This is a genomic window from Dankookia sp. GCM10030260, assembly GCF_042666655.1.
Lineage (GTDB): Bacteria > Pseudomonadota > Alphaproteobacteria > Acetobacterales > Acetobacteraceae > Paracraurococcus.
On the sequence record NZ_JBHTDE010000027.1, the window covers coordinates 1 to 26,928 of the forward strand.

The following is a 26,928-nucleotide window of genomic DNA, read 5'->3' on the forward strand; positions in this document are numbered from 1 at the left end:
GCGCCACGCCGGCGCGGCAGGCCGCCAAAGCCACGAACCACCGACCTCACCGCCGCGACGTAGCCACCAGCCAAACTGGGGAATTTTCAGCCAGCGCTTTCGAGGAATCCCACCTCAGCATTGACATCTCCCAGAAGAACTTGATCGAGGAGGCGGCGATCCGGTGCGCCTGGTCGCGCAGGCCGCGGGCGGTCTCGCCACCCACCGAAAGCCCCATCCGGGTCATCCAGTCCCGCATGCTGCGGCCGAGCGAGACCTCGCGGCTCTCGCGCCGCACCGCCTCGGTCTGCAGGTAGAGCAGGATCAGCCGGGCCCGGGCACCATAGAGCACCCCGAACAGCACCGGGCGGCCGCGGCCGATCTGCAGCCGGCCCGGCTCCACCAGCAGGGTGCAGCGGTAGCCGGTGCGGCTCCAGGCCTGGTCGTTGGCCAGGCGCTTGTGCGGCAGGGCGGTCAGGCACCAGCCGGAATAGGTGATGCCGAGGCTCTGGGCATCCTCCGCCATGACCTCGGCGGCGACGTCGACCAGGCGGCGCTGCGAGACGGGGACCATGTCCCGCGCCTTCTCCCGGCCATGCGCCAGGACCAGCCGATGGATCTCCCCCATGAGCCAATCCCCAGAGCAATCAACCTCGATGTCGGAAGATGGAGCATGCCGGCCGCCGACGGGTCAAGTGTGGGGTTAACCAGCCGAGTACTAGTAGAAGGTTTTTTACTTACTACTAGAGACGGCTGGTTAACCCCACGGGACGACTCGGGCTGCGGCCGAGTCGCGGCCTGTTCTGGCGCCGGCGTGGCTGGTTAACCCCACGGGATGGTTCGGACCCGATGTGGATAAGTCTGCATGCGTTGCAACCAGGCTGGTTAACCCCACGGGATAACTTTTCCGGCCTTCCGCTGCGACTCGGCGGCGCCTTTCCCGCCCGCCCTGGGTCGCTGCCAAGCAGATACCTAATGGATATCCGATAGCTATCCGTTTCCTGCCGGATAGCTTTCTGCTACCGCTGCCGCTCCGATCCTCCGGGGGACCGTCCCGATGCCCACCATCGTCTTCGCCAGTCCCAAGGGGGGCGCCGGCAAGTCCACCTCGGCCGTGGTCCTGGCCTGCGAGCTCGTCCGCCGCGGCGGCGCCGTCACCATCATCGACGCCGACCCCAACCGCCCGGTCTCCGCCTGGGCCCGCCGCCCCGGCCGGCCGGAGGCGCTCGAGGTCGTCGCCGACATCACCGAGGAGACGGTGATCGACGCGATCGAGGCCGCCGCCGCCCGCGTCCCCTTCGTCGTCGTCGACCTGGAAGGCACCGCCAGCCTGACCGTCGCCTATGCCATCAGCCGGGCCGACCTGGTCGTCATCCCCTCCCAGGGCAGCCAGCTCGACGCGGCGGAGGCCGCCAAGGCGGTGAAGCTGATCCGCCAGCAGGAGAAGGCCTTCGCCCGGCGGATCCCGCATGCGGTGCTCTTCACCCGCACCAGCGCCGCCATCCGGCCGCGCACCCTGCAGCACATCCGCGACGAGTTCACCGCGCATGGCGTGCCCGCGCTGCAGACCCAGATGCAGGAACGCGAGGCCTTCCGCGCCATCTTCAGCTTCGGCGGCACGATCGACGGCCTCAAGCCCGGCCAGGTCGGCGGGCTGGAAGGGGCGATGCGGAACGCCCGCGCCTTCGCCGCCGAGGTGGTGGCGCTGCTGCGCCGGGCCCAGCCGGCGGAGGCCGCATGAACGACCAGCCAAGCAGCAAGCGGGCCGGGGTCTTCGACGACGACCTCGACATCAGCGGCTTCGCGCCGAAGCCGCCGGCCCGGGCCGAGCAGGTCAAGGCGGTGGCCGAGGAGGCCGGCTTCCGCAGCCGCGGGCCGCTGCCGGTCCCGCCCCGGGCCGGCCCGCCGCCGGCCGCACCGGCGCCGCGCCGCGAGCAGCGGCGCCACCGCACCGGCCGGAACCAGCAGCTGAACCTGAAGGTCCGGGCTGAGGACGCGGCGGCCTTCTATGCCATCGCCGATGCCGAGGGCTGGGTGCTGGGCGACGTCTTCGCCCGCGCGGTTGCGGCCCTGACGAAGGAATTACAGAGGGATAGGAAGTAGCTACTGGATAGCTATCCGGTAGCGAAGCCTTAGCGCTGCCGGGTGCTCCAGTGCTTGCCGGCCCGGCCGCGCCGTGCCGCACCGGCCATCAGCCAGCGCTTGCCGCGCTCCTCCGCCGACTGGGCATCGCCCGTGGCCCGTGCGGCCAAGCGGGCGGGGGCGTCGGCTTCCGCCGCATCCGGCGGGCCGGCCAGGGCGGGCTCCGGCTCCGGCGTGGCCGCCGGTTCCGGCTCGGGTATTGCCTCCTCGATGGCCGCCATCGCCACCGGATCGACCTGGGGGGTGACGGGCGCACGGCGGCGCTTCTGCCGCGGCCGCTTCGGCGCGGCCTCGGTCTCCGGGGCGGCCATGTCCGCCTCGGCGGGCGCCGCGGGGCTCACCGGCTCTGGCTCGGGCGTGGGATCCGGGCGAGGCGCCGGCGCGGCCAGCGGGACGATCTCCCGCAGGTCCGGCACCATCGCCAGCACCTCGACCTCGACCTCGGCCGCCACGGCTTCAGCCGCCTCCGGCTGCAACCACTGGGCCAGGTCGCGTTGCTGCGCGCGGCCTTCCTCGATCAGTTGCTGCAACGTGCCGGCGGTCTCGAAGAAGCCGTCGCCCCGCGTCGCCAGGATCGGCGCGCCAGCCTGGTAGAAGACCTTCCGCTGCATGGCCAAACGCTGGACCTGCGCCGCGGAAGCGGGAAGGAAGCTGACGCCGCAGGCTTCCGCGGCGGCGATATCGTCAGGACTGAGGTGCAAGAGACAACTCTCAAACTATCGCAAGAAGGCGCGGTGCAAAACCGGCTTGCTGCAGCAAGTGGGGAGACCGGCCTGCCGGATACAGCCCCATTACTAGCAATACTCAGCCGATGACATAAGCCGGGAAACTGCACCGCCCGGTGGCGTCCCGTAGCACGCCGGCCGTCACCAGTCGGTTGATGAGTCGGAGCGCCCCCTGAGGTGTGATGCCGCGCTGCCGGGCGGCCCGCACGCGGTCGCCGCCAGCGCCCGCGGCGCCGCCCCGGCCTCGCGCAGCCGGCCGAGGCATGGCCGGGTCCTGCCAGGGCGGCGGCGCCGCGGATCGCTTGCGGTAAGTACGGATTACCGCAAGCGATGGCAGTTCAGGCCACGGCGAAGGGGGTGCGGATGGGGAGCCGCCTCCCGACCACCCGGCCGTCCTGCATGGCTGCCGAGAACAGCGTGCCGCAGCCGGCCTCGAGCGCCGCGGCGACGATCAGCGCGTCGCGACCCGCAAAGCCCGCCGGCAGCCGCACCGCCAGGCTGTGGCCCGATTTCCCGATCTGCATGGCAGCGTCCGTCTCATCCACATGGTTGTCGTATATCCAGCCGGAGCGCGGCCGACGCAGGGCCGATCGATACGTGATAGACTCCATGCCATGACCATGGTCCCCGCCAGTCCCGCCGCCGAAGCCGGCAGCCTTGCCCCGGCCGAGGCCGCTGCCGCCGCCCGCTACCGCCGCAGCGCCGACGCCGCCGAGACGCTCCGCGGCTACCGCCGCGACTGGCAGGCCTTCTCCGCCTGGTGCGCCGACCGCCATGCCAGCGCGCTGCCCGCCGCGCCGGCCACCGTCGGCGCCCATCTCGCGGCGCTTGCCGATGCCGGCCGGGCGCTGGCCACCCTGCGCCGGCGCCTGGCCGCCATCGCCCGGGCGCATCGCAGCGCCGGCCACCGGCTCGATGCCGGCCACCCCGCCATCCGCGAGACCCTGCGCGGCATCGCCCGCAGCATCGGCCGGCCGCAGCGCCGCGCCGCCGCGCTCTGCACCGCCGAGCTCAAGGCGATCGCCGCCGCCTGCGCCCCGCCAGGAGAGGGCGACGTCGCCTCCCTCGCCGCGCTGCGCGACCGCGCCCTGCTGCTGTTCGGCTATGCCGCGGCGCTCCGCCGCGGCGAGCTCGCCGCCCTGCAGGTCGAGCACCTGGCCTTCTCGCCGACCGGCGCGCGGCTGCTGCTGCCGCGCTCCAAGGCCGATGTCGCGGGCGCCGGGGAGGCGATCTTCGTCGCCCGCGGCGCCACCCCGGCCACCTGCCCGGTGGCGGCGCTGGAAGCCTGGCTGCGCGCCGCGCGGCTCGGCAACGGCCCGGTCTGGCGCGCCATCAACCGCAGTTGCCAGCAGGGGGGTGCCGCGCCGCCCCGCATCGCCGCGCTCGGCCGGACCGACCCGGCGCGCGGCCTGTCGGGGGAGGCGATCCGCCTCATCCTCCGCCGCCGCGCCGCCGCCGCCGGGGTCACCGGCACCGCGCTGGAACCGATCAGCCCGCACGGCCTGCGCGCCGGCTTCGTCACCGAGGCCTACCGCGCCGGCGTGCCGGACGAGGCCATCATGGGCCATACCCGGCACCGCGACCTGGCCTCGATGCGCCGCTACGTCCGCCGCGCCCGGCTCGAGGCCGATACGCCCACCCGCCGGCTCGGCCTGTAGCCGGGACGGCGGATCGGGCTGGATTCCGCGGCGGCAACGGTGTATAGGAATATAGTCAACGCCACACCCCTGCCCGAACCATGCCGGGGGCCGGGGCCAGGGCGCGGGTTGAAGATCTCAGAACCGCAAATCTAAAAGCGGTTTCGGCCCAACCATTTGCAAACGCTCGGGAAATCCGGACATGCCCCGGCGCCGCCTCAAGGAATTCGAGCCGGTTTGAGCCGGATTGTGGGGTTCAGGCGCCTCAATTCCTGTGGCCCGCCGTCAGGCCTCGACCGGCCGGCCCGCCGCCGGCGGCACGGCGGCGCCGTGCCCCCGCGGCCGCAGCAGGGCGGCGGCGAGCGCCGCCCCGTCCTCCACCAGGTCGCCGCGCGGGATGCCGGCGACCGCCGCGGCGGCGGCGGCATGGCCGGCCGCGTCCAGCGTGGCGAAATACCCCGGCAGCGCCGTCTCCAGCGGCTCCGCCAGCAGCAGGCCGGCCCGGTGCGCGGCCAGCCAGCGGCCGGTCTCGACCCGTGCCAGGGCGATCGGCACCGCGCCGTGCAGGCTGCCCTCATACAGCCGGTTCGGCAGCAGCCAGTCGGAATTGGCGCCGGCCTCGTAGTAGTCGATCGCCCAGGTGAAATGGACGCCGCCATACATGGCGGGCAGGTCGTGCCGCCGGTCATAGGGGCCGAGGAAGTCGAGCCCTGGCGTCGCCGCCACCACCGCGTCGAAATCCGGGATGACGTTGCGCGCCGGCCGGCCGCGGATCTCGACCTCGACCCGGCCGGGCAGCCGGCGGACCAGATCGGCCAGCAGCAGCAGGCTCCGCCGGCAGCGGATCACCCCGTACCAGCCGATCCGCCAAGGCGGGCCGGCCGGCAGTGCCGGGGGGGGTGGGGTTTGTCCGAAAGCCTCCGCGGCCAGCACCTTGTTCTCGACCAGCAGCACCGGCGGCAGGGCGGCGCCATGCGCCGGCGCCAGGTGCTCCCGCACGAAGGCCGGGGAGCTGACCAGCAGCAGGTCGCAGCCGCGCAGCAGCCAGCCTTCCAGCCGGCGCAGCGCCAGGTTCTTCGGCGCGGTCCCGACCAGCAGCCGGTGCACGTCGAGGCATTCCTGCACCAGCAGCGCCCCCGGCGCGAAGCGGGCGCGGGCGGCGCGGGCCAGGGCCAGGGTCTCCAGCTGGCGCGACATCACCACCGTCGCCCCCCGGACATGCCGGCCGATCGCGCCGAGCCGCAGCCGCGCCCGCAGCACCGACAGGATGCGGCGGCCGAGCCGGGCATCCTCCGTCCGGCCGAGCGGGACGGCCGGCCAGCCGGCCACCGTCGCCGGCGGCGTGGCGCCGCGATGGAAGCCGATGACCACCGCCTCCGCCAGCCGCGGCGCCAGCATGTCGAGCCGGCGGGCCACCGCCGGGTCGCCAAGGTCATGGACGAAATAGGCGAGGCGCATGGGGGCCGCTCGAGCTCCGGGCTGGTCCGTCGCGGCGGTCGTCGCAGGGACCGGCCATGGTCACGCCTGTTGCGGCAATGACGGCGATGGAATTTCTGCCACGGCTAATCGATGGGCTGCGGAATTTCCATCCAAAGATTTCCATCTTAGATTGATATACCGTGCCGCCAATAGCCCTGGGCATGTTATCGCCCGTTGCCGCCATGCGATGAGCGCAGCATTCCGCGGGCCTGCCGCAGGCCCCGCAGCCTCACCCCCGGGAGCAGCGATGACCCTGTCCGACGAGCGCCCGCTGGTGAGCGTGGTGATGGCCAACCACAACGGCGCCGCCTTCCTCGCCGCGGCCCTCCGCTCGGCGCTCGGCCAGACCCTGGCCGATATTGAGGTGGTGCTGGCCGACGATGGCTCGACCGATGCCAGCCTGGCCATCGCCGAGGGCCTCGCCGCCGAGGACCCGCGCCTGGTGGTGCTGCCGCCGGCGCCGAACGGCGGCCCGGGCGCGGCGCGCAACCGCGGCTTCGCCGCGGTGCGGGGGCAGTGGATCGCGGTCATGGACAGCGACGACCTGATGCACCCGGAACGCCTGGAACGGCTGCTGGCCGCGGCCGATGGCGCCGACATCGTCGCCGACGACATGCTGGCCTTCTTCGAGGATGGCGGCACGCCGCAGCCGATGCTGCACGGCCGCCTGCCGCTGCCGGCCATGGTCGACCTGACGCTCTATGTGCGGGCCAATGCGCTGTTCGGCCGGCTGCCGGCGCTCGGCTACCTCAAGCCGGTCATCCGCGCCGCGCTGCTGCGGCAGAGCGGGGTGCGCTACGACCCGGCCCTGCGCATCGCCGAGGACTACGACCTGGTCGCCCGGCTGCTGGCCCGGGGCGCGCGGTTCCGCGTGCTGCCCGACCTGACCTACTTCTATCGCCGGCACAGCGCCTCGACCTCGCACCGGCTGCGCCGCGGCGACCTCCTCGCCATGCTGGACTCCGACACCGCCTTCCGCGCCGCGATCGGGCCGCGCGACGCGGCGACCGAGGCCGCCTTCCGCGGCCGCCGCGCCAGCATCGAGCGCGCGCTCGGCTATGACGGGATCCTCGCCGCGCTGAAGGCGCGCGACCTGCCCGGCGCGCTGCGCGCGGCGATCGGCTCGCCCGGCGGGGCGATGCTGCTGCGCCTGCCGGTGCGCGACCGGCTGGCCCGGCTGCTGGCCCGGCCGCGGCCGGCGGCGCCGCCCACCGGCCCGGGCCTCCGGGTGCATGTCGTCTCGCGCAACCGGGTCACCGGGCGGGACAGCGGCAGCTCGGCCTATCTGCTCGACCTCTGCCGGGCCATGGCCGGGGCGGGGCACGAATTGCACCTGACCTGGCCCTCGCCTGCCAGCTTCGGGCGGACGCCGGTGCTGCGGCTGCGGCCGGAGATGGCGGTGTTCCGCTCCGTCTCGATGCGTGGCGCCTGGCGGGTGGGATCCTTCCTGCTGGCGCGGGACCCCAAGGTCTGGGCGGCGGCGGCGATCGGCGTGGCCGACAAGCTGCTGCGCAAGGCCGGGATCGGGCTGCTGGGCGGGCTGGTGCGGAAGGCGCCCTATGCCGTCGCCGTACCCTGGCGGACGGAGGATTTCCTGCATGTCGCCGGCCGCATCCGCGGCGGCGCCGACGTGGTGGTGGCCGACTATGCCTTCCTCACCCCGGCCTTTCCCTATGCGCTGAGCCCCGCGGCCCGGCGCATCGTCGTCATGCACGACCTCTTCTCCAGCCGCGCCGCGCAATTCGCCAGGATCGGGGCGCAGGATTCCGTCGCCCTGATCGACCAGGCGAGCGAGCTGCGGCTGCTCGGCGCGGCGGATGCCGTGGTGGCGATCCAGGGGGAGGAGGGCGGCTTCATCCGGCGCCTGCTGCCGGGGCGGCAGGTGATCGTGGCACCGATCGCGGCCGAGCCGGTGGCGGCGCCGCAGCCGGGGGAGGGGGCCTCGCTGCTCTTCGTCGGCAGCGACACCGCGCCGAATGTCGACGGCCTCCGCTGGTTCCTGGAACAGGTGTTGCCGCGGGTCCGCCGGGCGGTGCCGCAGGTGGAATTGCGGGTGGTGGGCAAGGTCGGCGGCGCGATCGGCCCGCTGCCGGGGGAGGTGGCCGGGGCGGTGCGCATCCTCGGCCTGGTGCCGGACCTGGCGCCGCACTACCGCGACGCGGCGGTGGTGGTCTCGCCGCTGCTGGTCGGCTCCGGCCTCAAGATCAAGCTGATCGAGGCACTGGCCCAGGGCAAGGCGGTGGTCGCCACGGGCGTCACCCTGCAGGGGGTGCAGGAGGACTGCGCCCCGGCGGTGCGGCCGATCGACGATGCGGGCGCGTTCGCCGCCGCGGTGGTGGCGCTGCTGGCCGACCCGGCGCTGCGGGCGGAGCGCGCCGCGGCCGCGCTGCGGGTGGCGCGGGAGCGGTTCTCGGCCAAGGCCTGCCATGCGGGACTGCTCGGCTACCTGCGCACCGGCCCGGCATCCGCGCCGGTGCGGGGCAGGCTGCCGGTGACGGCCGGCTGAGACGATCCGGTAAGTTGGTCTTTGACTCTCGAATAAAATATAGAACGCGACAATACAGCCGGGGATTGGATGATGGGTGCCACTCCAAGCAGTCGCTTGGCTGCGCCGGGCAAAGCGGACCGGCGGTCGGCGGCGGCTTATCCCGACCTGTCCTGGCCGGTCTGGGGGCTGACCTTCGTCTCGCTGACCTGCTTCAACCTGAGCGTCGCTTTCGGCGCGGTGCTGGTCGTGGCGTTCCTGGCCTGCTGGATGCTGTACCTGTTGGCCTGGCCGGCGCGCAGCCTCGACTGGATGCTGCGGACGCCGCTGGTCTGGGTCCTTCCAATACTGGCGCTGGTTTCCGTCCTGTGGTCGCAGGCGCCGTCCAACACCCTGCGGATCGCGCTGCAATTGCTGGCGGTGACCGGCTTCGGCATCCTCATCGCCCGGGCGCAGCCGCTGCGCAGCTTCGTCGGCGCCTTCATGTGCGTCATGCTCGTCAGCGTCCTGGTCGGCACCGTGCTGGGCAGGTCCTCCAAGATCGGGCTGACCAACGAGACCGCGCTGATCGGCATCTTCGGCAGCAAGAACAACTTCGCCATGATGATCAGCCTCATGCTGCTCGCGGCCATCGCCGTCGTGCCGGATTCCCGGCAGCCCGGGCTGCTGCGGCTGGTCGGGGTGGCCTGCTGCCTGCTCGCGCCGCCCTACATGGTGCTGACCAAATCGGTCGGCGCGATGGCGACCCTTGGCGGCGCGCTCGGCGTCTTCGGCTTCATCGCCCTGGCCGCGAACCTGCCGGCGCGCGTCAGGCCGGCGTTCTATCTTGGCTCCGGCCTGCTCGCCCTGGTGGCCACCGGCATGGTCCTGGTGCTGTTGAGCTCGGGCATCCTGGAACAGCTGCTCAACAGCATCGGCAAGGACACCACCCTGACCGGCCGCACCGCTTTGTGGCAACGGGCCGAGCAGCTCATCGCGCTCAAGCCGATCCTCGGGGTCGGCTACCAGGCCTTCTGGGTACAGGAATCGGTCGAGGCCGAAGGGTTGTGGCGAATGTCCAAGGTCGCCGCGCGCTTCGGCTTCCACATGCACAACCTGTACTACGAGACCGCGATCGAGCTGGGCTATGTCGGGGTCGCCGTATTCGGCACGGTGCTGGCGACGCTGGCCCTTTGCGTCCTGGTCAATGCATGCCGCAGGCCAAGCCTCGAACTGGCCTTCATCGCTTCGGTCGTGGCGATCTTCGGCCTGCGGGCCTCGGTCGAGCTCGACTTCATCGCGCCCTATGCGCTCGGCACCCTGCTCATCCCGATCGTCTGGATCTACGGCACGCGCCAGGTGGCCGCGGCTCCGCAGCGGGCTATTCCGCCGACCCGCGCCGCGTCGGGTGTCCACCCGCTGGCGGCGGAGTAGAGCGGAGCCATGCCTCCGGGTGCCGCCGCTGCGGCGATCTCCCATGGGCGGCGGGAGCCGCACCTGCGCGCTGCCGCCGCAATGGCTGCCGACGAAGGCCCTGGCCAAGCGCAGCGCCTGGGCAGGACACTGGCCTTTGCCGAGGCGCTACCCGGCGCCGTCCGGTCGGCGAATGGACGGCGAATGGACGGCGCAGCTTGCCAGTTGCTGCCGGCCGACAATACATGGGCACCTGAAATCTATAGAACCGGAATACTCGGCCAACGGCCGAATACCGTCTATGTCTTCGGCCATCCCAGGGCGTCGGGAAAACGGGACGCCACGGCTTGGCGCCGCCGGCCGACCTCCACGTCAAGGAGATGAGTTGGCAGCGCGACACGATCCGCCGAGTTCTCGACGGCGGCAAGATCGCCGTCCTGCCGACCCCGGCGGACATGCACCGGCCGATCTTCCTGCCGGCAAGCTTGCGGCCGGTGGAGCCGGAAGCCGGCCCGGACCGCCGGATGCAGCCAGGGTCTTCCCGACACGCCTGCGCCTCCGCGCCCGGCAGTCCGTCGACCCCTGAGCGGCCGCGCAAGACGCTGCCCATGCCGCCAGAACGGCGGGATCGACGCGTTATTCTACCATAACGACATTTCAGGCGCTCGTTTTCCTACGAACGATAGAGTATTGCATGGTCGCGACGTCATCGATCAGCGCGTCGCCCCAGGGTGGTCCGGGCATTTGCCAATGCAGGGGAGCAGGTATTGGTGGGGACCCGGGACAGCAATCGAATTGACGAATTCGAGGCCCTGCGCGGCGCCATGGCCCTGTGGGTGGTTGCCGGCCATGTAATCCATACGGTCGAGCCGGGCCCCAACCCGGCGGTCTGGCTGCGGCTGCTCGCGTTGAATCCCTATGCGGTCAATGTCTTCATCGCACTCAGCGGCTTCGTCATCTATGCGTTGATCGACCTGAAGCGGGAGCCCTACGGGCTTTACATCACGCGCCGGGCCTTGCGACTGTTCCCGGCCTATCTGTTCTTCTTGTTGCTGTCGATCCTGCTGCTGCCCATGGCGCTCGACGTGCTGGCGCCGGATGTGGCGGGCAACCCGCGGGCCGCCGCCCGCTTCGCCTACCTGAGCGACAGCTGGCGGGACTTCTGGCCGCATCTGGCCGGGCATCTGCTGCTGCTGCACGGCCTGGTGCCGCAGGAGATGCTGCCCAATGCGGAATACGCCTTCCTCGGCCAGGCCTGGAGCATCAGCGTCGAGTGGCAATTCTACCTGGTCGCGCCGCTGCTGTACCTGGCCTTCGAGCGCAATGCCTGGCTGGCGTCGCTCGGCCTGGCAGCCATGGCGGTGGCGACACGGCTTTGGCTGGGCGGCATCGCCAACCAGGGCTTCATCGGTTTCTACCTCGACTACTTCCTGTTCGGCATCCTGGCCTATCTGGTCTGGCGGCGGCGGGCGGCCCTGTCCAGCCGGCAGTTCGCCGTTGTGGTGCTTGCCTGCGGCCTCGGCGGCGTCGCGGCGCTCCGCTACGAATTGTCGCTCAGCATCTGGCTCTTCGCCTGCGCCGGCACGCTGCTGCTGCACCGGGCGGGAGACGGCCCGCTGGCCCGGCTGGGACGACGGCTGGTCAACAACCCGGTAGCCGGGTTCCTCGGCCGGATTTCCTACTCCGTCTATGTCAGCCACATGGTGGTGCTGTACGCGGCGGTCTGGGCGATGCGGGCGATCTGGCCGGACCGGCCGATCGGCCTGGCGGCGCTGATGGCGGCGACCATGGCGGGCACACTGCTGTTGTCCCAGCTCAGCTATCTCTGGGTGGAGCGGCCCGGCATGCAGTGGGGCAAGTCGCTGCGGCCCTTCGGCCGAGGCGCTGCCGGCGCCGGCGGCGCGGCCAGGCTGAGCGGACGAGGCTGATACGGGCCGGGCCGCCCGGCCCCCCCCTATCCGGCGGGTAGACACAAAAAAAGGCCAACCGGTGTCGCCACCGGTTGGCCCTGTCGCCCAGCCTAAGCTTAGGCGTTGAAGGCGTAGTCGCCAGTGGCCAGATGGGCGCCGTTCAGCGAGTTGACGGCCAGCCAGGAGAAGCCACCGCCGTGCGCCGCATCGGCGAACACCTTGTAGTACTGCAGGGTCGGGACGTAGGACGAGGTGGCGAAGAAATCGAGGTGCGCACCCGTGCCGATCGTGCCGAAGCCATTGAACGAGATGAAGTCGTTGTTGCTGGCGGACCAGCCACCGGCGCCGCCGAAGTCGCGGATGGTGTCGCCGCCCGTGGTCGGGACCCAGGCGTCGAGGTCGCCGAACTTGAAGTAGAACGAGTCGTTGCCGGCGCCGCCAATCAGGACGTCATTGCCACCGAAGCCGCGGATCAGGTCGTTGCCAGAGGTGCCGACGAGGGTGTCGTTGCCGGCAGTGCCGTTGATAGTAGCCATGAAAAAAAACCTCCTTCTGGGTAGGGAACCAACAGGCCGGCACAGTTGCAGAAACCTATTAGTTGATCAAGTAGGTTATCGTTAACCCATAAGGTGAGAGGACGCCGATTCAGCGTTGCGGCGGCAATCTGCTCCCCAGAAGCCTTTCGCGAACGATCTGAAATTCCATGGATTTTCTTCGGTACTGTGACGGGGGGCAGATCCGCGCAGGCGCAAAAAAATGCTGCGGTGCCGTTGACGGCTCGATGTCACGGCCTGGGACAGCTTGGGGAGCCCTGCGGCCCCCGTCCGGTCAGCGTGCCTGCGCGGCGACCATGCCGCGGCTTTCCGCGTCGCAGGCGGCCGGCTCGCCGACCCGCAACGCCTCCCCGTCCCGGGGCGCGGCCAGCAGCCGGCCGAGCCGGGCCGACAGCACCGCGGCACCCTGCAGGTTCAGGTGGTCGGGGTCGTACCAGTAGCCCGGGTCGGCCAGCAGGTCGCCGGTGGCCAGCACCTCGCCGTGCCCGGCATAGAGGCCCGGGTCGCGCGGCGCGGCGCCGACATAGGCATAGCCGGGCAAATAGAGGAATTTCACCGTGACGCCACGCTGCCGCGCCAAGTCGAGGATGCGGTCGAGGTAGTAACGCGGATAGCGGTACTCCAACGCCTCGAAGCGGGCGCCGAGCATGTTGGTGTTCTTCGCCGCGCGCATCCGGGCCGCCACGCGGTCGAGCTGCGCGGGCGGCAGGACCCGGTCGCGCAGCGGGGTCAGCGCCACGCCGCCGACCTGCACCTGGCGGGTATTGTCCACGTCATGGCCGTCGTAGCGCGCCGGGTCGAAGCTGCGCCGCAGGCCGAAGCGTTCCGGCAGCAGCGTCTTCAGCCCGAGCATGACCTGGCGGGCCGGCAGCTGGGCGATGTCGGTGACGTAGTTCAGGTTGATCAGCAGCGGCGCTTCGACGATGTCCGAGACATCGGCCACGTTGATGAAGAACGGATGCGCCTTGCGGCTCTCGTTCTCGAACACCTCGAGCACCAGGGTGCGGACCTCGCGGTGCTCCAGCAACTCGCGCGCGATCAGCCAGTGCAGGTTGCGGCCATAGGAGGGGAAGCCGAAATTCACCACATGCCGGCAGCCGCCGCCGGCCGTCGCCAGGGCCGCCTGGACCGCGGCGCCGTCGACGCCGTTCATGCTGTGCGAGGTGCCGATGAAGGCGATGTCGATCGGCGTCGGGTCGAAATGCACCCGCTCGTAGATCCAGCCGAGCCGGGCCCAGGCTTCCGAGCGCATCTCCTGCCAGCGGATGTAGCGGTCGTGCGGGATGGCCAGGCTGCCGGCGAGGGCGGCCACCGCGACGACGGCGGCGAGGGCGAAGCGGCGGGCGAGGGGTCGGAATGCCATCGGCCGCACCTCAGAAGGTGAAGTAGAGGAACACGCCGGGCTTCGGCAGCCGGGCGATGCAGGCCGCCGCCAGCAGGCCGAGGCAGACCGAGGCGAGGGCCGGGCTGGTGGCGAGCCGGTGCAGGTCGAGGTCCCGCCGCGGCATGGCACCGGAACCTGCGCGCGACGCGGCATCCGGCGCCGTCTCCTGCAGGCCCTGCGGGTAGCGCGCCAATTCCAGCACGTTCGGCTGCGACACGGCGATGAGGGTGCCGAGCCCGATCAGCAGCCAGCCGAGCAGCGGATCCGGCAGCCCGGCCGGTGCCACGCCGCCGCCGCCGCCCGCGGCCATGGCGCCGAGGATGTCGAGCGCCGCGCCGAAGGAGGTCGCCCGGAAGAACACCCAGGCGACGACGACGCCGAGCATGGTGACCGCCCAGCCGAGGCCGCGCGGCATCCGCAGCCGGCCGCCCGCCAGGGCGCCCCAGGCATGGTTGAGGATCAGGTAGAAGCCGTGCAGGAAGCCCCAGAACAGGAAGGTCCAGCCGGCGCCGTGCCACAGCCCGCCGAGCGTCATGGTGGCCATCAGGTTGGCGTAGCGCCGCCACTTGCCGGCGCGGTTGCCGCCGAGCGGGATGTACAAATAGGTGCGCAGGAAGGCCGAGAGGCTCATGTGCCAGCGCCGCCAGAAATCGACGATGTTCGTGGATTTGTAAGGCGAGTTGAAATTCACCGGGAAGCGGATGCCGAACAGCAGGCCGACGCCGATCGCCATGTCGGAATAGCCGGAGAAGTCGAAGTAGAGCTGCAGCGCATAGGCCAGCGCGCCCATCCAGGCCTCGGCCATGGACAGCGCCGTGCCGTTGGCCGCGGCGGCGAAGACCGGGTCGGCATAGAGCGCGATGCTGTCGGCCAGCAGCACCTTCTTGGCCATGCCGAGCACGAGGATGGTGGCGCCCATGCCGATGTAGCTCGGCGGCAGCCGGCCGCGCCCGGCCTGGGCGAATTGCGGCAGCATTTCCGTATGGTGGGTGATCGGCCCGGCGATCAGGTGCGGGAAGAACAGCACGAACAACATGTAGTCGAGCGCGTTGTCGGCCGGCTTCTGGCCCCGCCAGGTCTCCACCAGGTAGGCGACCTGCTGGAAGGTGAAGAAGCTGATGGCGAGCGGGATGATCAGCGTCGTCGCCACGTCGTGGATGCCGAACAGGCCGCCGACGTTCTGCAGGAAGAAGCCGGCGTACTTGTAGTAGCCGAGCAGGCCGAGGTTGAGCCCGAGGCCGAGCAGCAGCACCGCCTTGCGCGGCCCCGGCGCCGCGGTCCGGTGGATGGCGGCGCCGAGCCCGTAATTCACCGCGATCGAGCCGAGGACCAGCAGGACGTAGCGGGGATCCCACCAGCCGTAGAAGACCAGGGAGGCGACGACCATCGCCAGCTTCGCCGCCACCTGCCAGCCGCGGACCCGCAGCAGGTGATAGGCCAGCAGGGCGACCGGCAAGAAGCCGAAGACGAATTCAAGCGATCCGAACAGCATTGGCAGCCCGCTCGTGCACGCGGCCGCCGGCCGCGACCGGAGCTATACGGGGCACGGGTATATAACTCAAGGTTTAAGTAACGAAGAGACTATACCCTTTATAGTGGTGATTCCACCGCACTGGCCCTTGGGCCGGCGTCAGGCGACGGCCACGGCTTCCGGCCGCGGCGCCGGCACGTGGCCGGCCGCGCCATACTGCTCCAGCCGGCGCAGCTCGACCCGGTTGAGCACGACGCCGAGCAGCCTGTCGCGGCTGCCATGCAGCCCGTCGAGCACCTCGGCCAGGGCCTCGCCCTCCAGCCCGCCCCAGCTGGAGACCAGCAGCAGGCCGTCGAGCAGCTCGGCCAGCACGCTGGCATCGGCGGCGCCGCCGGCGGCCGGCAGGTCGATCACCACGCGGTCGTAGCCGGCCCGCAGCGCGGCCAGCAGCCGGTCCGCCCGCAGCGGCGCCAGGACGCGGGCCGGATGCGCCGCCGAGCGTCCCGCGGCGGAGGGCAGGAAGTGCAGCCCGGCCTGCGGGTCGCGCCAGACCACCTGCTCGAGCGGCATGGCGCCTTCGGCGATCTCGGCCGCGCCGCCGGCATTCTGCGGCGCCAGCGCCCGGGTCAGGTCGCCGCCGCGCAGGTCGAGATCGACCAGCAGCGTGTTGTAGCCGGCCTCGGCGAAGGCATAGGCGAGGTTGGCGGCGATGGTGCTGGCGCCTTCGCCGGCGCGTGGCGCGACGCAGCCGATCACCTGGCTGCCCGGCGTCCGGCGGCGCCAGACGGTGCGCAGCGCGATACCGCGCATCGCCTCGGCGAAGGGCGAGCCGGGCTGGTCGACGACCTGGCGCAGCGCGCTCGGGTAGGTCGGCAGCTGGCGGAGCGAGGGCTCGGCGGCATGGCCGGGGGCCATGCCGCGCGACGCCACGGCGATCCGCGGCAGCATGCCGAGGCAGTCGGTCCCGGTGGCCGCCTTGATCTGCGCCGGGGTGCGCAGCCCCTGGTCGAGCAGCTCGCGCAGGATGGCAAGGCCGAAGCCGAGCAGCAGGCCCATCACGAGGCCGAGCCCGAGCGCGATCACCGCCTTGGGCGAGCTCTTCTTCAGCGGCGGCACGGCGGCCGACATCACCCGGGCTTCGGTGATGGGGAAGGACTGGTCCTGCACCGCCTGGGTGTAGCGGGTCAGGAAATTCTCGTAGATCGCCTTGTAGCTGTCGGCGGCGCTCTGCAGCGCGCGCAGCATGATGCGGTCGCTGTTGACCGCCGCCGTGGCCGCCGCCAGCACGCCCAGCTGCCGGGTCAGCTCGGCCTCGTTCGCCTTGGCCACCTCCAGTTCGGAGCGGTAGGTCTCGGAGATGCGGCTCAGCTCGTTCCTGATCGAGCCCTGCAGCTCGGCCATCTCGTTGCGTGCATTGACCGCCGCGGTGTGGTTGGCGCCGTAGCGGCTCGACCATTCGGATTCGCGGCGGCGGGCGTCGAGGTACTGCTTGCGCAGGCCGACGATGACGGTGTTCTCGATGGCTTCCGCCATCGGCGCGTCGACCAGGCGGTCGGGCGAGATCGCGTTGATGCGGTCGAACTTGGCCTGCGCGTCGGCCCGCCGGGTGCGAGCGATGGTCTGCTGCAGGCTGAAGTCGCCGAGCTGCTGGGCGTTGAACTGGCCCTTGTCGGTGTCGAGGATGTTGTGCGCGGCGCGGTAGTCCTGCACGGCGCGGTCGGCGGCGATGGCCTCGTCGCGCAGCTCCTTCACCCGCTTCTGCATCCAGCCGCTGGCCATGCTGGAGACGCCCGAAAGGGCGGCGACCTGGCGCTGCAGGTAGACCTCGACCAGGGCATTCGCCAGCCGGGCCGAAAGCTCCCGGTCCGGCGTCCGCACCGAGACCTCGATCACCGCGGTCATGCCGACGCGGCGGACCCCGATCAGCCGCATCAGCCGCTCGACCGCAAGGGCCTTCTGCTTCTCCGCATTCGCCGGTCCGTCGCTGCCGGTGAGGAAGCCGACGACCGAGCCGATGATGCCGGGGCCCATGGCGTTGAAGGCCGCGTCGTTCACCAGGTCCAGCTGTGCGACCAGCGCGCGCGCCAGGCCTTCCGAGCGGATCACCTCGACCTGGCTCTCGACCATGGTGTTCTCCGACTGCGCGTCGGTCACCAGCGGCTGCTGGCGGAAGGGGTTGCTCTGGCGGATGTCCACCAGCAGGGCGGTGGTGGCGGTGAACTGCGCCGTGGCGACCAGCAGATAGAGGACGGCGAGGCCGAGAACGACCGCGGCCGTGCCGGCGATGGTCAGCCAGCGGCGGCGTAGGAAACGGAGCAGGCCGGGCAGCCAGCGGAATGGCGGCGTCTCCGACCCGTTCGGCGACAGCCCCGGCATGTCGGTCTGGGTGTAGGCGTTCGTCATGCGGCCATCATCCGAAAGGGCTGGCGAAGGGGCTGGACGACCTGCGGCGAAGCAAGCGACAGCCCTTGCCGCCGGGTCGCGAGCAGATCGGCCGCGCCCGCCATAGCCTTATGCGCTTCAGCAACAGAATAAGTACTATATGGAATTTGTATTCGAGGATTGTCAACTTATTAGATTTTATCGTTACCCGAACGCATGCCGCGATCAGGCCGCCGGCCTTGCCCGACGCCGCCGCAACAACAGGCCCAGGCCGAAATACAGCAGCACGCCCCCCGCCGCCGCGGTCCCGGCCGTGGCCAGGGCCAGCAGGCCGGTCCAGGGGCCGGGCGGCATGCCGGCAAGCAGCCGGTCGGCCAGCAGGCTGCCGCCCGAGGCCGCGGCCAGCATCAGGCCGAAGGGCAGCCCGACCGCCAGCGCATAGGCCCGCCCCATGCCCGGCAGGTCGCGCCGGGTCAGCCAGGCCATGGCGCCGGTCGAGGCGACGCTGCGCAGCGCCAGGGCGGCGGCGCAGGGCACCAGGCCGACCGGCGCCAGCAGGGCGACCAGGGCCAGGCCGGAGCCGGCCGAGCCGAGGCTGACCCAGAGCAATTGCCGGTTGCGGCCGGAGACCGAGAGCAGCGCGCCATGCGCGCTGCCGAGCGCCCGGGCGAAGCCGCCGAACGCCAGGCAGGCGGCGATCGGCGCCGCCTCGGCCCAGGCCGGACCGAAGACCAGGGGGATCAGCCGCGGATGGGTGACGACGATCACCGCCGTCGCCAGGCCGCAGGTGGCGGTCAGCACCATCAGGCCGCGCTGCAGCCCCTGCGCGTTGCCCGCCGGATTGTCACCCGTCGGGCGGCGGGCGAAGACCGGCTGGAACAGGATGGCGGAGAAGGAGGCGGCGGCCGAGATCAGGATCGTCTCGATCCGCTTCGCCAAGTTGTAGTAGGCCAGCCGCAGCCCGCCGAGCAGCCCGGCGACGACGACCTGGTCGAGGTAGTTGTTCACCGCCGCCACCAGCCGGATCGCCGAGGCGCGCCAGGCCTCCGGCCACATCCGGCGCAGGCAGTCGCGGTGCAGCCGGGGCCGCGCCAGGGTCCCGCCGCCGGCGGCGGTCAGCAGCAGCAGCAGCGCCGACAGGCCGACCTGGTAGGCCACCAGCCCGGCCAGGGCCTGGCCGGCGAAGACCAGGCCCAGGCCGATCGCCCCGGCGCCGGCGGTCGCGACGACGGACCGCAGCGCCAGGCGGCGGAAGGCGAGCCGTTCGGCCAGCGCCGCCTGCGGCTGCAGCGCCGCCAGGTCGAGCGGGATGCGCAGGCCGGTGACGGCGATCACCAGCCAGGCCTGCTCGACACCGGGCACCAGGCGGACCAGCAGCGACGCCAGCAGCAGGTGCAGGCCGAACAGCGCCGCGCCGCCCAGCAGCAGGCAGGCCAGGGCGGTCTCGGCGCAGCGCCGCCGGTTGTCCGGTTGCCGGTCGTCCCGCTGCTGCAGCAGGGCCTCGTAGAGGCCGGGCAGGCCGAAGGCCTTGATCATCTCGCTCGCCGCCACGCCGAGCGCCACGGCACCGATCTCGGCGGCCGGCAGCCAGCGGGCGAAGACCACGAAGATCCCGAGCGGCAGCAGCGCCCCGGCCACCGCGTTCAGCGCCGACCAGGCGGCGCCGTGCAGGTAGCGGCCGGCATTCGGGGGGGAGGGAGGGTGCGGCGCGGCCCGGGCATCAGGATCGGGTGCGGCGCGCGGCATGCCGGCGGTCCTAGCCCGGCCTCCCCGTCATCTCAAGAAAAGGTTGAAAGATCGGAGCGTCGTATAGCTTTTTCGAAGTTTTTCAGGCGAACCGGAAAGCCTGGCTGCCCGAAACAACTCCGGAGACGCCTGGACGGGCGCTGAGCGCGGACAGGTGGAGGGCAGAGCGTCGTTTGTCAGATGGACAACGCGAAGCTCGAACTTTTCAGGAATGCCGCCGGCAGATGGCGAGCCCTAAAGCGAGCGGCTTCCGCCGGGTTCGACACGGTTCAGAATTGCAGGGTGCCGAGCCGGCGGTCAGCAGAGCGAAGGCACGGCGGGGATCGCCTCTGCCTAGCCTACGCCCACCCGCGAGCGAGGGCCTAATGCCCATGAAGGTTCCACCCAGCAGCGCTGCGACCAGGAGCGTGCCCGCTGCAGCCGGCCATAACACGCTCGCCGTCACGCCAGCCGCGCCGACTTGGCTGTGGGCGAGGTCGACGGCATGAAACTGGGCTTGGAGCACATATGTGATCGAAGTCGACGCTTACGTCCTGCTGTGCGACTGGCCCGCGATAACCCGCAGCAAGAAGGGGCCTGCGCTTACGCTGCAGACATGATCCCCGCTGCGGCTTGTTGGGTCAGGCCGGCTCTGACACACGCTCCAGCGTTGTGGCTTTTGCGCCTGCTGCAAGGCTCGCCAGATGGGCCGAGGGGCGCACGCCGGTCTCTTCCATAAGCCGCAGGAAGCGGGCCGCGAGCGCGAGGCGCTTCGTGTCGTAAGTTTGCGCGAAGCCCGGAATGGCCGCCCGAACCGCCTCCAGCACCGCGCCGCGTGGCACCGCGTTTTGTGCTAAATGGGGCAGGCCCATCGTCTCTACCAATTCCTGGGTGCGAAGATCGTGTGGCACCAGAAGTGCGGCGCGCCCCGACTGCCATGCCACGCTTACCCCATGGATCCGGGTGCCGAGCAGCAGGTCGGTGCGCAGACTGGCGTCTAGCCAGGGCTCGATTCCAAAATAGGTGCGCATCTTGCGGACAATGCCCGGCTTGTCGGCCGCTGGCAGAAATTGCAGGAAACCGGTCTTGGCGATCCAGGCCTGCAGCGCATCGTCACGCTCCCCACGCGCCAAAGCGAGGGCGGAAAGCGGCTCCTGGCAGACGATCTCCTCCACCTCCGCGGCGATTTCTCGATACACCCGCGCCTCGAAATGCGCGTTGTGCTCGTAGAAGGTGGGGCAAAAGGCGACCCGCTCGCTGCGCTCGGCAAAGCGGGCCGCGATCTGCGCGCCAAGATCAAGGGCCGGGTTGATGAAGTTGGAGGGGCAGCCGAGAATCTCGAAATTCTGGACGCCGTAGCTCTCCAGCACCTCGCCCGTGAAGCGCCCACGCACCGCAATCCGCACCGACCGTTCTGCGATCACGCGCAGAAAGCGCTCCGTGCCCGGGGTCAGCTTTACCTCTGCCACGCTACGCCCTGCTTGCGCGCCGAGGCCTGCGATCAGCACGGGCAGCTTGCTTTTCTCGATTCGTGTCGCGAGATCGCCGAATTCGAATGCTCGATAAAGATAGTTGGCGGCCGGGATACACAACACCCGAAGTCGCTCCGCCGCCCATGCTGGGTCGAAGGTGAAGGAAGCGGTGACCGCTTCCTCGCCGAGGCAGTGGTGAAAACCATACATGAATGCGAGGTTGCCGGTGTTCCGGCCGGTCTTGCCGAAAGCCTCCGCGGTCGTGAGGAAAGCATGCTGCGCGACTCGCCCGGCATTGCCTAGGATCCCGACTGCCTTGCAGCCTGCGTCTTGCATGTCCGTTTCGTACCTGATTTGGATAATTGTGAACGATGGCCAACCACGGGCCGTATCCTGGCCATACGGCTTCACTAAAGTTGATTGTTTATGATCGCGCACTGTCCCGGGCACGCTTTGCGGCCTCGATGCCGGTTCGCAGGACTGCCTCCCAACGACCCGCCGCCGGAGGACTGGCCGGCGCTGTACGAGGCGGGCGCGTCGACAGCGCAGATCGCCGCCTGGACCGAGCGCACGCCGTTTCGGTTCGGGCAGCAACTGCGGGCGGCAGCCGGGGCGTCCTGCACCGCGCCGCGCCCGGCATGCCGGCGGCTGCAGCGACCAGCCTGCTGACCCGGATGCTTGCCCTTGGCCCGCGCCGATGCCGTCGCGGGTGCATTCGGCGACCAGCCGCCGCTCGAAGTGTGCGATGGCGCTGAACACGTGGAAAGCCATCTCGCCGGCGGCCAATGAGGTGTCGATCTTCTCTTCCAAACCCAGCAGCGCGACGCCGCGCTCCTTCAGCATGGCGACGGTCGCCAGCAGTTCGGCGAGCAACCGCCCGAGCCGGTCCAGCCGCACGATCGTCAGCGTGTCGCCGCACCGCGCGTAGTCGAGCAGGGCGCCGAGGCCGGGGCGCTCCACCGAGCGGCCGGAGCGGACGTCGCTGAACACTTGGATGGCGCCGGCCTCGCGCAGCCGCAGCTCCTGCCCGGCGACGCCCTGGTCGCCGGTGGGAACCCGTGCGTAGCCCAGGACATCGCCCATGGTGTCCCCGAACCGTTCCTTTGGAATACGGGGGCTGCGTTGCATCGGCGGCCTCTGTTTCGCTGGGACAGCGGGCCGCATGGGCGCGGGACCAGGGGACGATCCACCCCCGGCCCTGCCGGCCTCGGCGCAATCCCGTGCCCGCTTCGGCCGGTGTGGCGGCAGGCTCGCCGGTGCCATGAAGCCACGCTGAATCGGCGGCCTCCGCTCGGCCTCCGGTCGCTCGGCCCCGAACCACGATCTTTTGACGTTATCGGAATGTTATTTAAAAATAATTATTGCTACCTGTTGGCTTTGGATTCGGTACGGCCGCGGCACGACGCCTATAGGAAAAGCTCTATAGGTCTTATTATAGGTATGGGCCGCGCATTCAGCGTGGATAACCTGCAAAAAAGCCGCCGATTCAGCGTAGATGACCGGATTCCGTAGTCGCCGATTCAGCGTAGGATGTCGCCGATTCAGCGTGGACAAGTCCTCGCCAAAAGGTCGAAGCCGCCAATGCAGCGTGGATGTCCTGATAGGCCGCCAATTCAGCGTAAGGTTGCGTTGCAACATGGGTAGACTGCGTATCAGCAGTCATTGAACGCGGTGTGCGGATCCCCATGGCCGATATTCATCGCCAGCTGATGCTCTTCGGGGCCGACGAACTTCGCCGTGCCGCGGCGGCGATCGCCGATCCGAACGAGCGCCGCCGCGAGCTCGACCGCATCGAGGCTGCCAGCGCCGCCTTGAGCGAGCCGGCCGAGGACGACCTCGCCTTCTCGCATTCCGGCCTCTGCCAGACCTGCCTGCCGCATGCCCGCCCGGCCACCAACGACCTGATCTGGCAGCGCAACTCCGGCCGCTTCCACCTCATGGTCAGCCCTGGCGTGGTGCGCGGCCCGGACGGCCGCGCGACGCGCGTCGGCGTGCCCTACGGCACCCGGGCCCGGCTGATCATGATCTTCCTGCAGACCGAGGGCGTCCGCAGCCGCATCGTCAGCCTCGGCCCCAGCATGTCGGCCTGGATCCGCTCGCTCGGCCTGCCGGTGACCGGCGGGCCGCGCGGCACCATCCAGGCGATCCGCGAGCAGTCGCTGCGCATCGCCCGCTGCGAGTTCACCCTGCAATGGACCGCGCGCACCGCCGCCGGCGTCGATGAGACCATCATCCGCGACCAGCGCCTGGTCTCCGGCCTGTCGCTCTGGCACGGGCAGGAGGAAGGCGACGGCGCCCGCTGGCAGGCGACGGTCGAGCTGACCCGCGAATTCCACGACCACCTGCGGGACCACGCGGTGCCGCTGATGCGCGACGCCATCGCGCACCTGAAGGACAATTCGCTCGGCCTCGACCTCTACACCCTGCTGGCCTACCGGCTGCAGCGCCTGGAACAGCCCCTGCTGCTCCGCTGGCAGGCCCTGGCGGCCCAGGTGGGGTCGGATACCGGCCGCACCTCCCACCTCGCCCAGCGGGTCAAGGCGGTCCTGCCGGACGTGCTGGCGGTCTACCCGGATGCCAAGGTCGAGGTGGTGCGGCACGGGCTGCGCCTGCTGCCCTCGAAGCCGCCGGTGCCGCGCACCCTGGTCGGCGGCTTCCGCGTGGTCGAGGGCGGCGCGGTGCCGGCTGCCTCGCCGTACCGGATCGGCCGGATGAAGTAAGGCCAGGAAGGAAGTATCCTCCCTGGCCTCTTCTCCGCTTTTGGGAGTCGGCACTCACCGCGGGGCGGGTGCCAGGCCCGTTGCGTCTTCCTCCCCGAGCCTGCCTGCCTAGCGCGGCTGGGCAGCCAAGGCGGCGAGGCGCTCCATCATCCGGTCGCGCAGCGCCAGGCGCAGCGCCGCCGCGCTCAGCGCCGGCGGCGTGCCGGCCAGGCGCTGCAGCGCCTCCGCCGTGCGGGCCGCGCTGAAGCCGAGGAAGGGGCGGATCAGCGGCGAACGCTTGACCACGCCCTTCAACCGCGAGGTCAATGTCACCGGATCCGGCAGCACCCGGTCGTCGAAATGCGCGAAGGCTTCCTCAGGGTCGAAGCGCCGGGTCTGGCCGAAGGGCGCCGGCGGCCGGCCGAAGGCGAGCACCGGCCCGGGATCCGGCGGCGGGATCATCGCCAGGTCGAATTCCAGCCCGAGCGAATGGGTCCAGTCGACCCATTTGGTGACGCCGAAATTCTTCGAGGTGGCGAAGGCGATCCAGGGGATGCCGTAGACATCGGCGAGGATCGCGCCGTGCAGGGATTCGGTCAGCACCAGCCTGGCGCCGGCGATGCGGCCGATGACCGCGACGGGATCGGCGCGCGGGTCGAGCAATTCGTAGCCGGTCAGCCGCGCCACCTCCGGCCAGCCGGGATGGTCGAGCGTCTCGAAATGCGGGATCACCAGCGTGCCGCCGCCGCCGGTCGCGGCCTTGGGGAAGCCTTCGACCAGGGGGGTCAGGATGGCGCCATCGGTGATCGCGCGCTCGGCCGGCAGGCCCAGCATCCGCGCCGAGATCGGCCCGCGCACGCACCAGTACTCGACCTGCTTGCCGCGCCAGGCCTCCGGCCGGTCGTTGCCGATGCCGGTGGAGAAGACGTGCAGCCGCGTCAGATCGCCGCAGGGCATGCCGATGATGGTGCCGATGCCGACGAAGCCGACCTCCGGGTCGTCGTCGAACAGCCCGGGCGCCAAAGCGGGCCAGAGGAGGGCATTCAGGTCGTCGCCGAAATTCGGCACCTGCTTGCGGTAGTAGACGAGCTTCATGGGACGGCCTTCTGCGACCTGCAGGGGAAGCGGCGGAGTGGTGGGCGGCGCGACCCGGGCGGCCTGCTCAGCGCGGCGCCTGCAGCATGCCGGCCGGCTCCCGCCGCGGCGCCGCCGTCGATCGCCCGGTGCCCTGGCCGGCGATGTGGTCGCCCGCCCGCAGCGCGAGCGCGATGATGGTCAGCGCGGTGTTGACCGCGCCGGCCGAGGGCAGCGTCGAGGCATCGACTACGTAGAGGCCGCGGATGCCATGCACCTGGCAGTCCGGGTCCAGCACCGAGGTGCCGGGGTCGGCGCCGAAGCGCACCGTGCCGACCTCATGCCACAGATAGGGCGCCCGCTTGCGGGCGAGCGAGGGATAGCCGGCGCGGCGGAAGGCGGCGACCGCTAGCCCGCGCAGCCGGGCCAGGGTCTGCAGGTTGTGCACCGGGTCGACCCGGCCGGCCAGCGTGTCGCCGGCGAAGGTCAGGCCGGTCTCGCGGGTCGGCAGCGCCTCGGTCATGTAGAAGCACATGAAGCTGTGCGTGCCGATCAGCCTGACGACCGGCCGGATCAGCCGCGAGGTCTCCTCCCAGAAGGGCATCTGCCCGGCGATCTGCACCACGCCGGTGGGGTAGGGCCAGTCCGGCGCGCCGTCGTAGAACGCGTTGATGGCGAAGGTCTTGGTGTAGATCGGCGGCAGCGTCTTCCAGCTGACGAAGGGGAAGATCATGCCGACCGAATGGCCCGCCAGATAACGGCCGAGCGCCCCCTGGGCATTGCCGAGGCCCTCCGGATGGCGCTCGGTGCGGGACTGCCGCAGCAGCATGGCCGAGCCCGGCAGGCCGCCGCAGACGGCCACCACCTCGGCCTGAACCACATGTTCCACGCCGCGGCGGCGCAGCAGCACGCCGGTGGTGCGGCCGCCCTCGCGGTCGGTCAGCACGCGCAGGGCTTCGGTCTGCGTCGCCAGATGGACGTTGCCGGTCGCCAGGGCCGGCCGCATCGAGGCGGTCTCGGCATCCATCTTGGCGTCGAGCGTGCAGTAATGCGCGTCGCAGGAGGCGCAGAGCACGCATTTGCCGCCCGGCCCGTGGTCGAGCCCGTTCGGGATGGCCGCGGTGCGCGTGCCCGTCCGCTCCAGCCGCCGAACGACATCGGCGACGACCGGGCCGTGCGGCAGCGGCGGGAAGGGATAGGGGTTGGCGCGCGGCGGCTCGCTCGGGTCGCCATCCGGCGCGCCATGCACCCGGTAGAGCCGCTCGGCCTGCTCGTAGTAGGGCTCGAGCTCGGCATAGGTGATCGGCCAGGCGGGCGAGATGCCCGCCTCGTGCACGGTCTCGCGGAAGTCGCTCTCGCGCATCCGGTAGAGCGCGGCGCCGTAGAATTTGGTGCGGCCGCCGACCACGCTGAGCGGCGCCTCGCGGCTGCCCATGACCTGGGTGATGAACTTGCCGGGCGGCGTGTCGGCGGCGCCGCGCTCGACCTTCAGGAAGTCGCCCTGCTCCACCACCAGGACCCGCAGGCCGCGCTGGCCGAGCCGCAGCGCGAGCGGCGCGCCGCCGGCGCCGCTGCCGATGACCACGGCGTCATAGGGGCGCGTCAGGTCGGTGTCGCGCCAAGTATCGTCCTGATGCATCGCCCGGCCTCACCTTGCTCCCGCGCAATGAAACCCACGGGATGTAACAAAAAAGTGAGTATAGAAGGGGCCGGGCAAAGGCAAGCGCCGAGATGATGACAGCGCCGGCCATTGCCGCCGGGCTGACCCGGCGAAGCGGCGCACGGTGATCCGGGGCCGTGGCGTGGAGGGCCTGCCGGTGTCCGACGGGAGTTCTCTGGGAGTGAGCGCGGCCGCTGACCCGGCAGGCCTCGCCGCGCGTCGTCACGGCCCGCAGGATGCGGCCGACCCCCTTGCCCGGCAGCGCCAGCATGGCCGTGTCCGCTTCGATGAATAGGCGGCCTGGAGCGTCCGCGCCCAGCTGCCTGTCGACCCGGCCGGCGGCTGCCATGACCCGCGTTCGGCCGGAGAGGCGTGGCAGATGATTTCAGGCCTCGCGCTCTGCCTGGGGCTGGCCCTCGGGCCTCAATGGCCGCACGAGCGAAGACCGTTGCTCTGACGCAGCCCTGGTATGATCGGCTGGCGGCTTCGACGCGACCGGGTCGAGGCTCATGTCCGGGGGTAAAGCTGTCCGGTAGCTGACAGCTACCGGACAGGAAGACGAGCACAGCCCAAAACGCCGGACTTCCCTGCCTGCGGATATGCGGGAGGGGCGTGTGTGTTGGGGGGGGTATGGATGCGGGGACAGGATTTGAACCTGTGACCTTCAGGTTATGAGCCTGACGAGCTACCGGGCTGCTCCACCCCGCGGTGGTGTGTGTGTGTGACGGGTGAGTTCAAGGATCCGGCTGGGTGGCCCG

General features: G+C 70.7%; 20 protein-coding genes and 1 tRNA gene. 8 read left to right on the forward strand and 13 right to left on the reverse strand.

Features of this window, described 5'->3' with window-relative positions; genetic code table 11:
* Window positions 1-46: 46 nt before the first annotated feature.
* Window positions 47-607 carry a replication protein RepA gene (locus ACFQS7_RS28545; RefSeq protein ID WP_380070548.1) on the reverse strand — a complete coding sequence of 187 codons (561 nt, stop codon included), beginning with the start codon at window positions 605-607 and terminating at the stop codon, window positions 47-49.
* Between the two features lie 429 nt (window positions 608-1,036).
* On the opposite strand from ACFQS7_RS28545, the gene ACFQS7_RS28550 reads away from it, so the two are divergent.
* Window positions 1,037-1,720, forward strand: a complete 684-nt coding sequence (locus ACFQS7_RS28550) for a division plane positioning ATPase MipZ (protein WP_380070549.1) — start codon at window positions 1,037-1,039, stop codon at window positions 1,718-1,720.
* On the forward strand, window positions 1,717-2,082 hold the full coding sequence (locus ACFQS7_RS28555) for a hypothetical protein (RefSeq protein ID WP_380070550.1): 366 nt from the start codon (window positions 1,717-1,719) through the stop codon (window positions 2,080-2,082). Before ACFQS7_RS28550 ends, ACFQS7_RS28555 begins: the two co-directional genes overlap by 4 nt.
* A 29-nt stretch (window positions 2,083-2,111) precedes the next feature.
* Here the strand turns inward: ACFQS7_RS28555 and ACFQS7_RS28560 are convergent, their stop codons facing one another.
* Together ACFQS7_RS28560 and ACFQS7_RS28565 are read right to left on the reverse strand one after the other, a co-directional pair.
* Window positions 2,112-2,732, reverse strand: coding sequence for a hypothetical protein (locus tag ACFQS7_RS28560; protein WP_380070551.1), 621 nt, complete (start codon window positions 2,730-2,732; stop codon window positions 2,112-2,114).
* A gap of 452 nt (window positions 2,733-3,184) precedes the next feature.
* Window positions 3,185-3,370, reverse strand: a complete 186-nt coding sequence (locus ACFQS7_RS28565; RefSeq protein ID WP_380070552.1) for a hypothetical protein — start codon at window positions 3,368-3,370, stop codon at window positions 3,185-3,187.
* Window positions 3,371-3,460: 90 nt separating this feature from the next.
* Between ACFQS7_RS28565 and ACFQS7_RS28570 the strand changes: the two genes are divergently transcribed.
* Window positions 3,461-4,504: a tyrosine-type recombinase/integrase gene (locus ACFQS7_RS28570; protein WP_380070553.1), complete on the forward strand. Its 1,044-nt coding sequence runs from the start codon at window positions 3,461-3,463 to the stop codon at window positions 4,502-4,504.
* A 264-nt stretch (window positions 4,505-4,768) separates the two neighbouring features.
* Here the strand turns inward: ACFQS7_RS28570 and ACFQS7_RS28575 are convergent, their stop codons facing one another.
* A complete protein-coding gene (locus tag ACFQS7_RS28575; protein WP_380070554.1) occupies window positions 4,769-5,941 on the reverse strand; it encodes a glycosyl transferase family 1 in 1,173 nt (390 codons plus the stop codon).
* A 268-nt stretch (window positions 5,942-6,209) separates the two neighbouring features.
* Between ACFQS7_RS28575 and ACFQS7_RS28580 the strand changes: the two genes are divergently transcribed.
* The 4 genes from ACFQS7_RS28580 to ACFQS7_RS28595 all read left to right on the forward strand — a co-directional run bounded on the left by ACFQS7_RS28580 (window position 6,210) and on the right by ACFQS7_RS28595 (window position 11,767).
* Window positions 6,210-8,468, forward strand: coding sequence for a glycosyltransferase (locus ACFQS7_RS28580; protein ID WP_380070555.1), 2,259 nt, complete (start codon window positions 6,210-6,212; stop codon window positions 8,466-8,468).
* Window positions 8,469-8,564: 96 nt separating this feature from the next.
* On the forward strand, window positions 8,565-9,860 hold the full coding sequence (locus ACFQS7_RS28585; RefSeq protein ID WP_380070556.1) for an O-antigen ligase family protein: 1,296 nt from the start codon (window positions 8,565-8,567) through the stop codon (window positions 9,858-9,860).
* A 326-nt stretch (window positions 9,861-10,186) separates the two neighbouring features.
* Window positions 10,187-10,489 (forward strand): hypothetical protein, encoded by a 303-nt coding sequence (locus ACFQS7_RS28590; RefSeq protein ID WP_380070557.1) that lies wholly within the window; start codon window positions 10,187-10,189, stop codon window positions 10,487-10,489.
* Window positions 10,490-10,609: 120 nt separating this feature from the next.
* The gene (locus ACFQS7_RS28595; RefSeq protein ID WP_380070567.1) at window positions 10,610-11,767 is read left to right on the forward strand and encodes an acyltransferase family protein; all 1,158 of its coding nucleotides are present in this window, start codon (window positions 10,610-10,612) and stop codon (window positions 11,765-11,767) included.
* A gap of 98 nt (window positions 11,768-11,865) precedes the next feature.
* Here the strand turns inward: ACFQS7_RS28595 and ACFQS7_RS28600 are convergent, their stop codons facing one another.
* The 6 genes from ACFQS7_RS28600 to ACFQS7_RS28625 all read right to left on the reverse strand — a co-directional run bounded on the left by ACFQS7_RS28600 (window position 11,866) and on the right by ACFQS7_RS28625 (window position 21,820).
* Entirely contained in the window at window positions 11,866-12,285 is a 420-nt protein-coding gene (locus ACFQS7_RS28600) for a hypothetical protein (protein WP_380070558.1), read from the reverse strand.
* A gap of 292 nt (window positions 12,286-12,577) precedes the next feature.
* Entirely contained in the window at window positions 12,578-13,666 is a 1,089-nt protein-coding gene (locus ACFQS7_RS28605; RefSeq protein WP_380070559.1) for a hypothetical protein, read from the reverse strand.
* 10 nt (window positions 13,667-13,676) lie between these two features.
* The gene (locus ACFQS7_RS28610; protein WP_380070560.1) at window positions 13,677-15,179 is read right to left on the reverse strand and encodes an MBOAT family O-acyltransferase; all 1,503 of its coding nucleotides are present in this window, start codon (window positions 15,177-15,179) and stop codon (window positions 13,677-13,679) included.
* 138 nt (window positions 15,180-15,317) lie between these two features.
* Complete coding sequence (locus ACFQS7_RS28615) at window positions 15,318-17,561, reverse strand: Wzz/FepE/Etk N-terminal domain-containing protein (protein ID WP_380070561.1); 2,244 nt, start codon at window positions 17,559-17,561, stop codon at window positions 15,318-15,320.
* Window positions 17,562-17,765: 204 nt separating this feature from the next.
* The gene (locus ACFQS7_RS28620) at window positions 17,766-19,286 is read right to left on the reverse strand and encodes an oligosaccharide flippase family protein (RefSeq protein ID WP_380070562.1); all 1,521 of its coding nucleotides are present in this window, start codon (window positions 19,284-19,286) and stop codon (window positions 17,766-17,768) included.
* Between the two features lie 620 nt (window positions 19,287-19,906).
* On the reverse strand, window positions 19,907-21,820 hold the full coding sequence (locus tag ACFQS7_RS28625; protein WP_380070563.1) for a recombinase family protein: 1,914 nt from the start codon (window positions 21,818-21,820) through the stop codon (window positions 19,907-19,909).
* A gap of 626 nt (window positions 21,821-22,446) precedes the next feature.
* Here ACFQS7_RS28625 and ACFQS7_RS28630 point away from each other — a divergent pair.
* A complete protein-coding gene (locus ACFQS7_RS28630; protein ID WP_380070564.1) occupies window positions 22,447-23,457 on the forward strand; it encodes a replication protein RepA in 1,011 nt (336 codons plus the stop codon).
* A gap of 108 nt (window positions 23,458-23,565) precedes the next feature.
* Here the strand turns inward: ACFQS7_RS28630 and ACFQS7_RS28635 are convergent, their stop codons facing one another.
* The 3 genes from ACFQS7_RS28635 to ACFQS7_RS28645 form a co-directional block, all read right to left on the reverse strand.
* Complete coding sequence (locus tag ACFQS7_RS28635) at window positions 23,566-24,531, reverse strand: polysaccharide pyruvyl transferase family protein (protein ID WP_380070565.1); 966 nt, start codon at window positions 24,529-24,531, stop codon at window positions 23,566-23,568.
* Between the two features lie 67 nt (window positions 24,532-24,598).
* Window positions 24,599-26,149: a GMC oxidoreductase gene (locus tag ACFQS7_RS28640; protein ID WP_380070566.1), complete on the reverse strand. Its 1,551-nt coding sequence runs from the start codon at window positions 26,147-26,149 to the stop codon at window positions 24,599-24,601.
* Window positions 26,150-26,801: 652 nt separating this feature from the next.
* Window positions 26,802-26,878: transfer RNA gene (locus ACFQS7_RS28645), tRNA-Met, on the reverse strand.
* Between the last annotated feature and the right edge of the window lie 50 nt (window positions 26,879-26,928).

Coding starts and splice junctions, on each gene's coding strand:
- ACFQS7_RS28570 (WP_380070553.1), top strand. CDS start 3,461: ATGACCATGGTCCCCGCCAGTCCCGCCGCCGAAGCCGGCAGCCTTGCC.
- ACFQS7_RS28560 (WP_380070551.1), bottom strand. CDS start 2,732: ATGCAGCGGAAGGTCTTCTACCAGGCTGGCGCGCCGATCCTGGCGACG.
- ACFQS7_RS28575 (WP_380070554.1), bottom strand. CDS start 5,941: ATGCGCCTCGCCTATTTCGTCCATGACCTTGGCGACCCGGCGGTGGCC.
- ACFQS7_RS28545 (WP_380070548.1), bottom strand. CDS start 607: ATGGGGGAGATCCATCGGCTGGTCCTGGCGCATGGCCGGGAGAAGGCG.
- ACFQS7_RS28605 (WP_380070559.1), bottom strand. CDS start 13,666: ATGGCATTCCGACCCCTCGCCCGCCGCTTCGCCCTCGCCGCCGTCGTC.
- ACFQS7_RS28625 (WP_380070563.1), bottom strand. CDS start 21,820: ATGGGCGATGTCCTGGGCTACGCACGGGTTCCCACCGGCGACCAGGGC.
- ACFQS7_RS28640 (WP_380070566.1), bottom strand. CDS start 26,149: ATGCATCAGGACGATACTTGGCGCGACACCGACCTGACGCGCCCCTAT.
- ACFQS7_RS28620 (WP_380070562.1), bottom strand. CDS start 19,286: ATGCCGCGCGCCGCACCCGATCCTGATGCCCGGGCCGCGCCGCACCCT.
- ACFQS7_RS28610 (WP_380070560.1), bottom strand. CDS start 15,179: ATGCTGTTCGGATCGCTTGAATTCGTCTTCGGCTTCTTGCCGGTCGCC.
- ACFQS7_RS28565 (WP_380070552.1), bottom strand. CDS start 3,370: ATGCAGATCGGGAAATCGGGCCACAGCCTGGCGGTGCGGCTGCCGGCG.
- ACFQS7_RS28555 (WP_380070550.1), top strand. CDS start 1,717: ATGAACGACCAGCCAAGCAGCAAGCGGGCCGGGGTCTTCGACGACGAC.
- ACFQS7_RS28600 (WP_380070558.1), bottom strand. CDS start 12,285: ATGGCTACTATCAACGGCACTGCCGGCAACGACACCCTCGTCGGCACC.
- ACFQS7_RS28635 (WP_380070565.1), bottom strand. CDS start 24,531: ATGAAGCTCGTCTACTACCGCAAGCAGGTGCCGAATTTCGGCGACGAC.
- ACFQS7_RS28550 (WP_380070549.1), top strand. CDS start 1,037: ATGCCCACCATCGTCTTCGCCAGTCCCAAGGGGGGCGCCGGCAAGTCC.
- ACFQS7_RS28580 (WP_380070555.1), top strand. CDS start 6,210: ATGACCCTGTCCGACGAGCGCCCGCTGGTGAGCGTGGTGATGGCCAAC.
- ACFQS7_RS28615 (WP_380070561.1), bottom strand. CDS start 17,561: ATGACGAACGCCTACACCCAGACCGACATGCCGGGGCTGTCGCCGAAC.
- ACFQS7_RS28630 (WP_380070564.1), top strand. CDS start 22,447: ATGCTCTTCGGGGCCGACGAACTTCGCCGTGCCGCGGCGGCGATCGCC.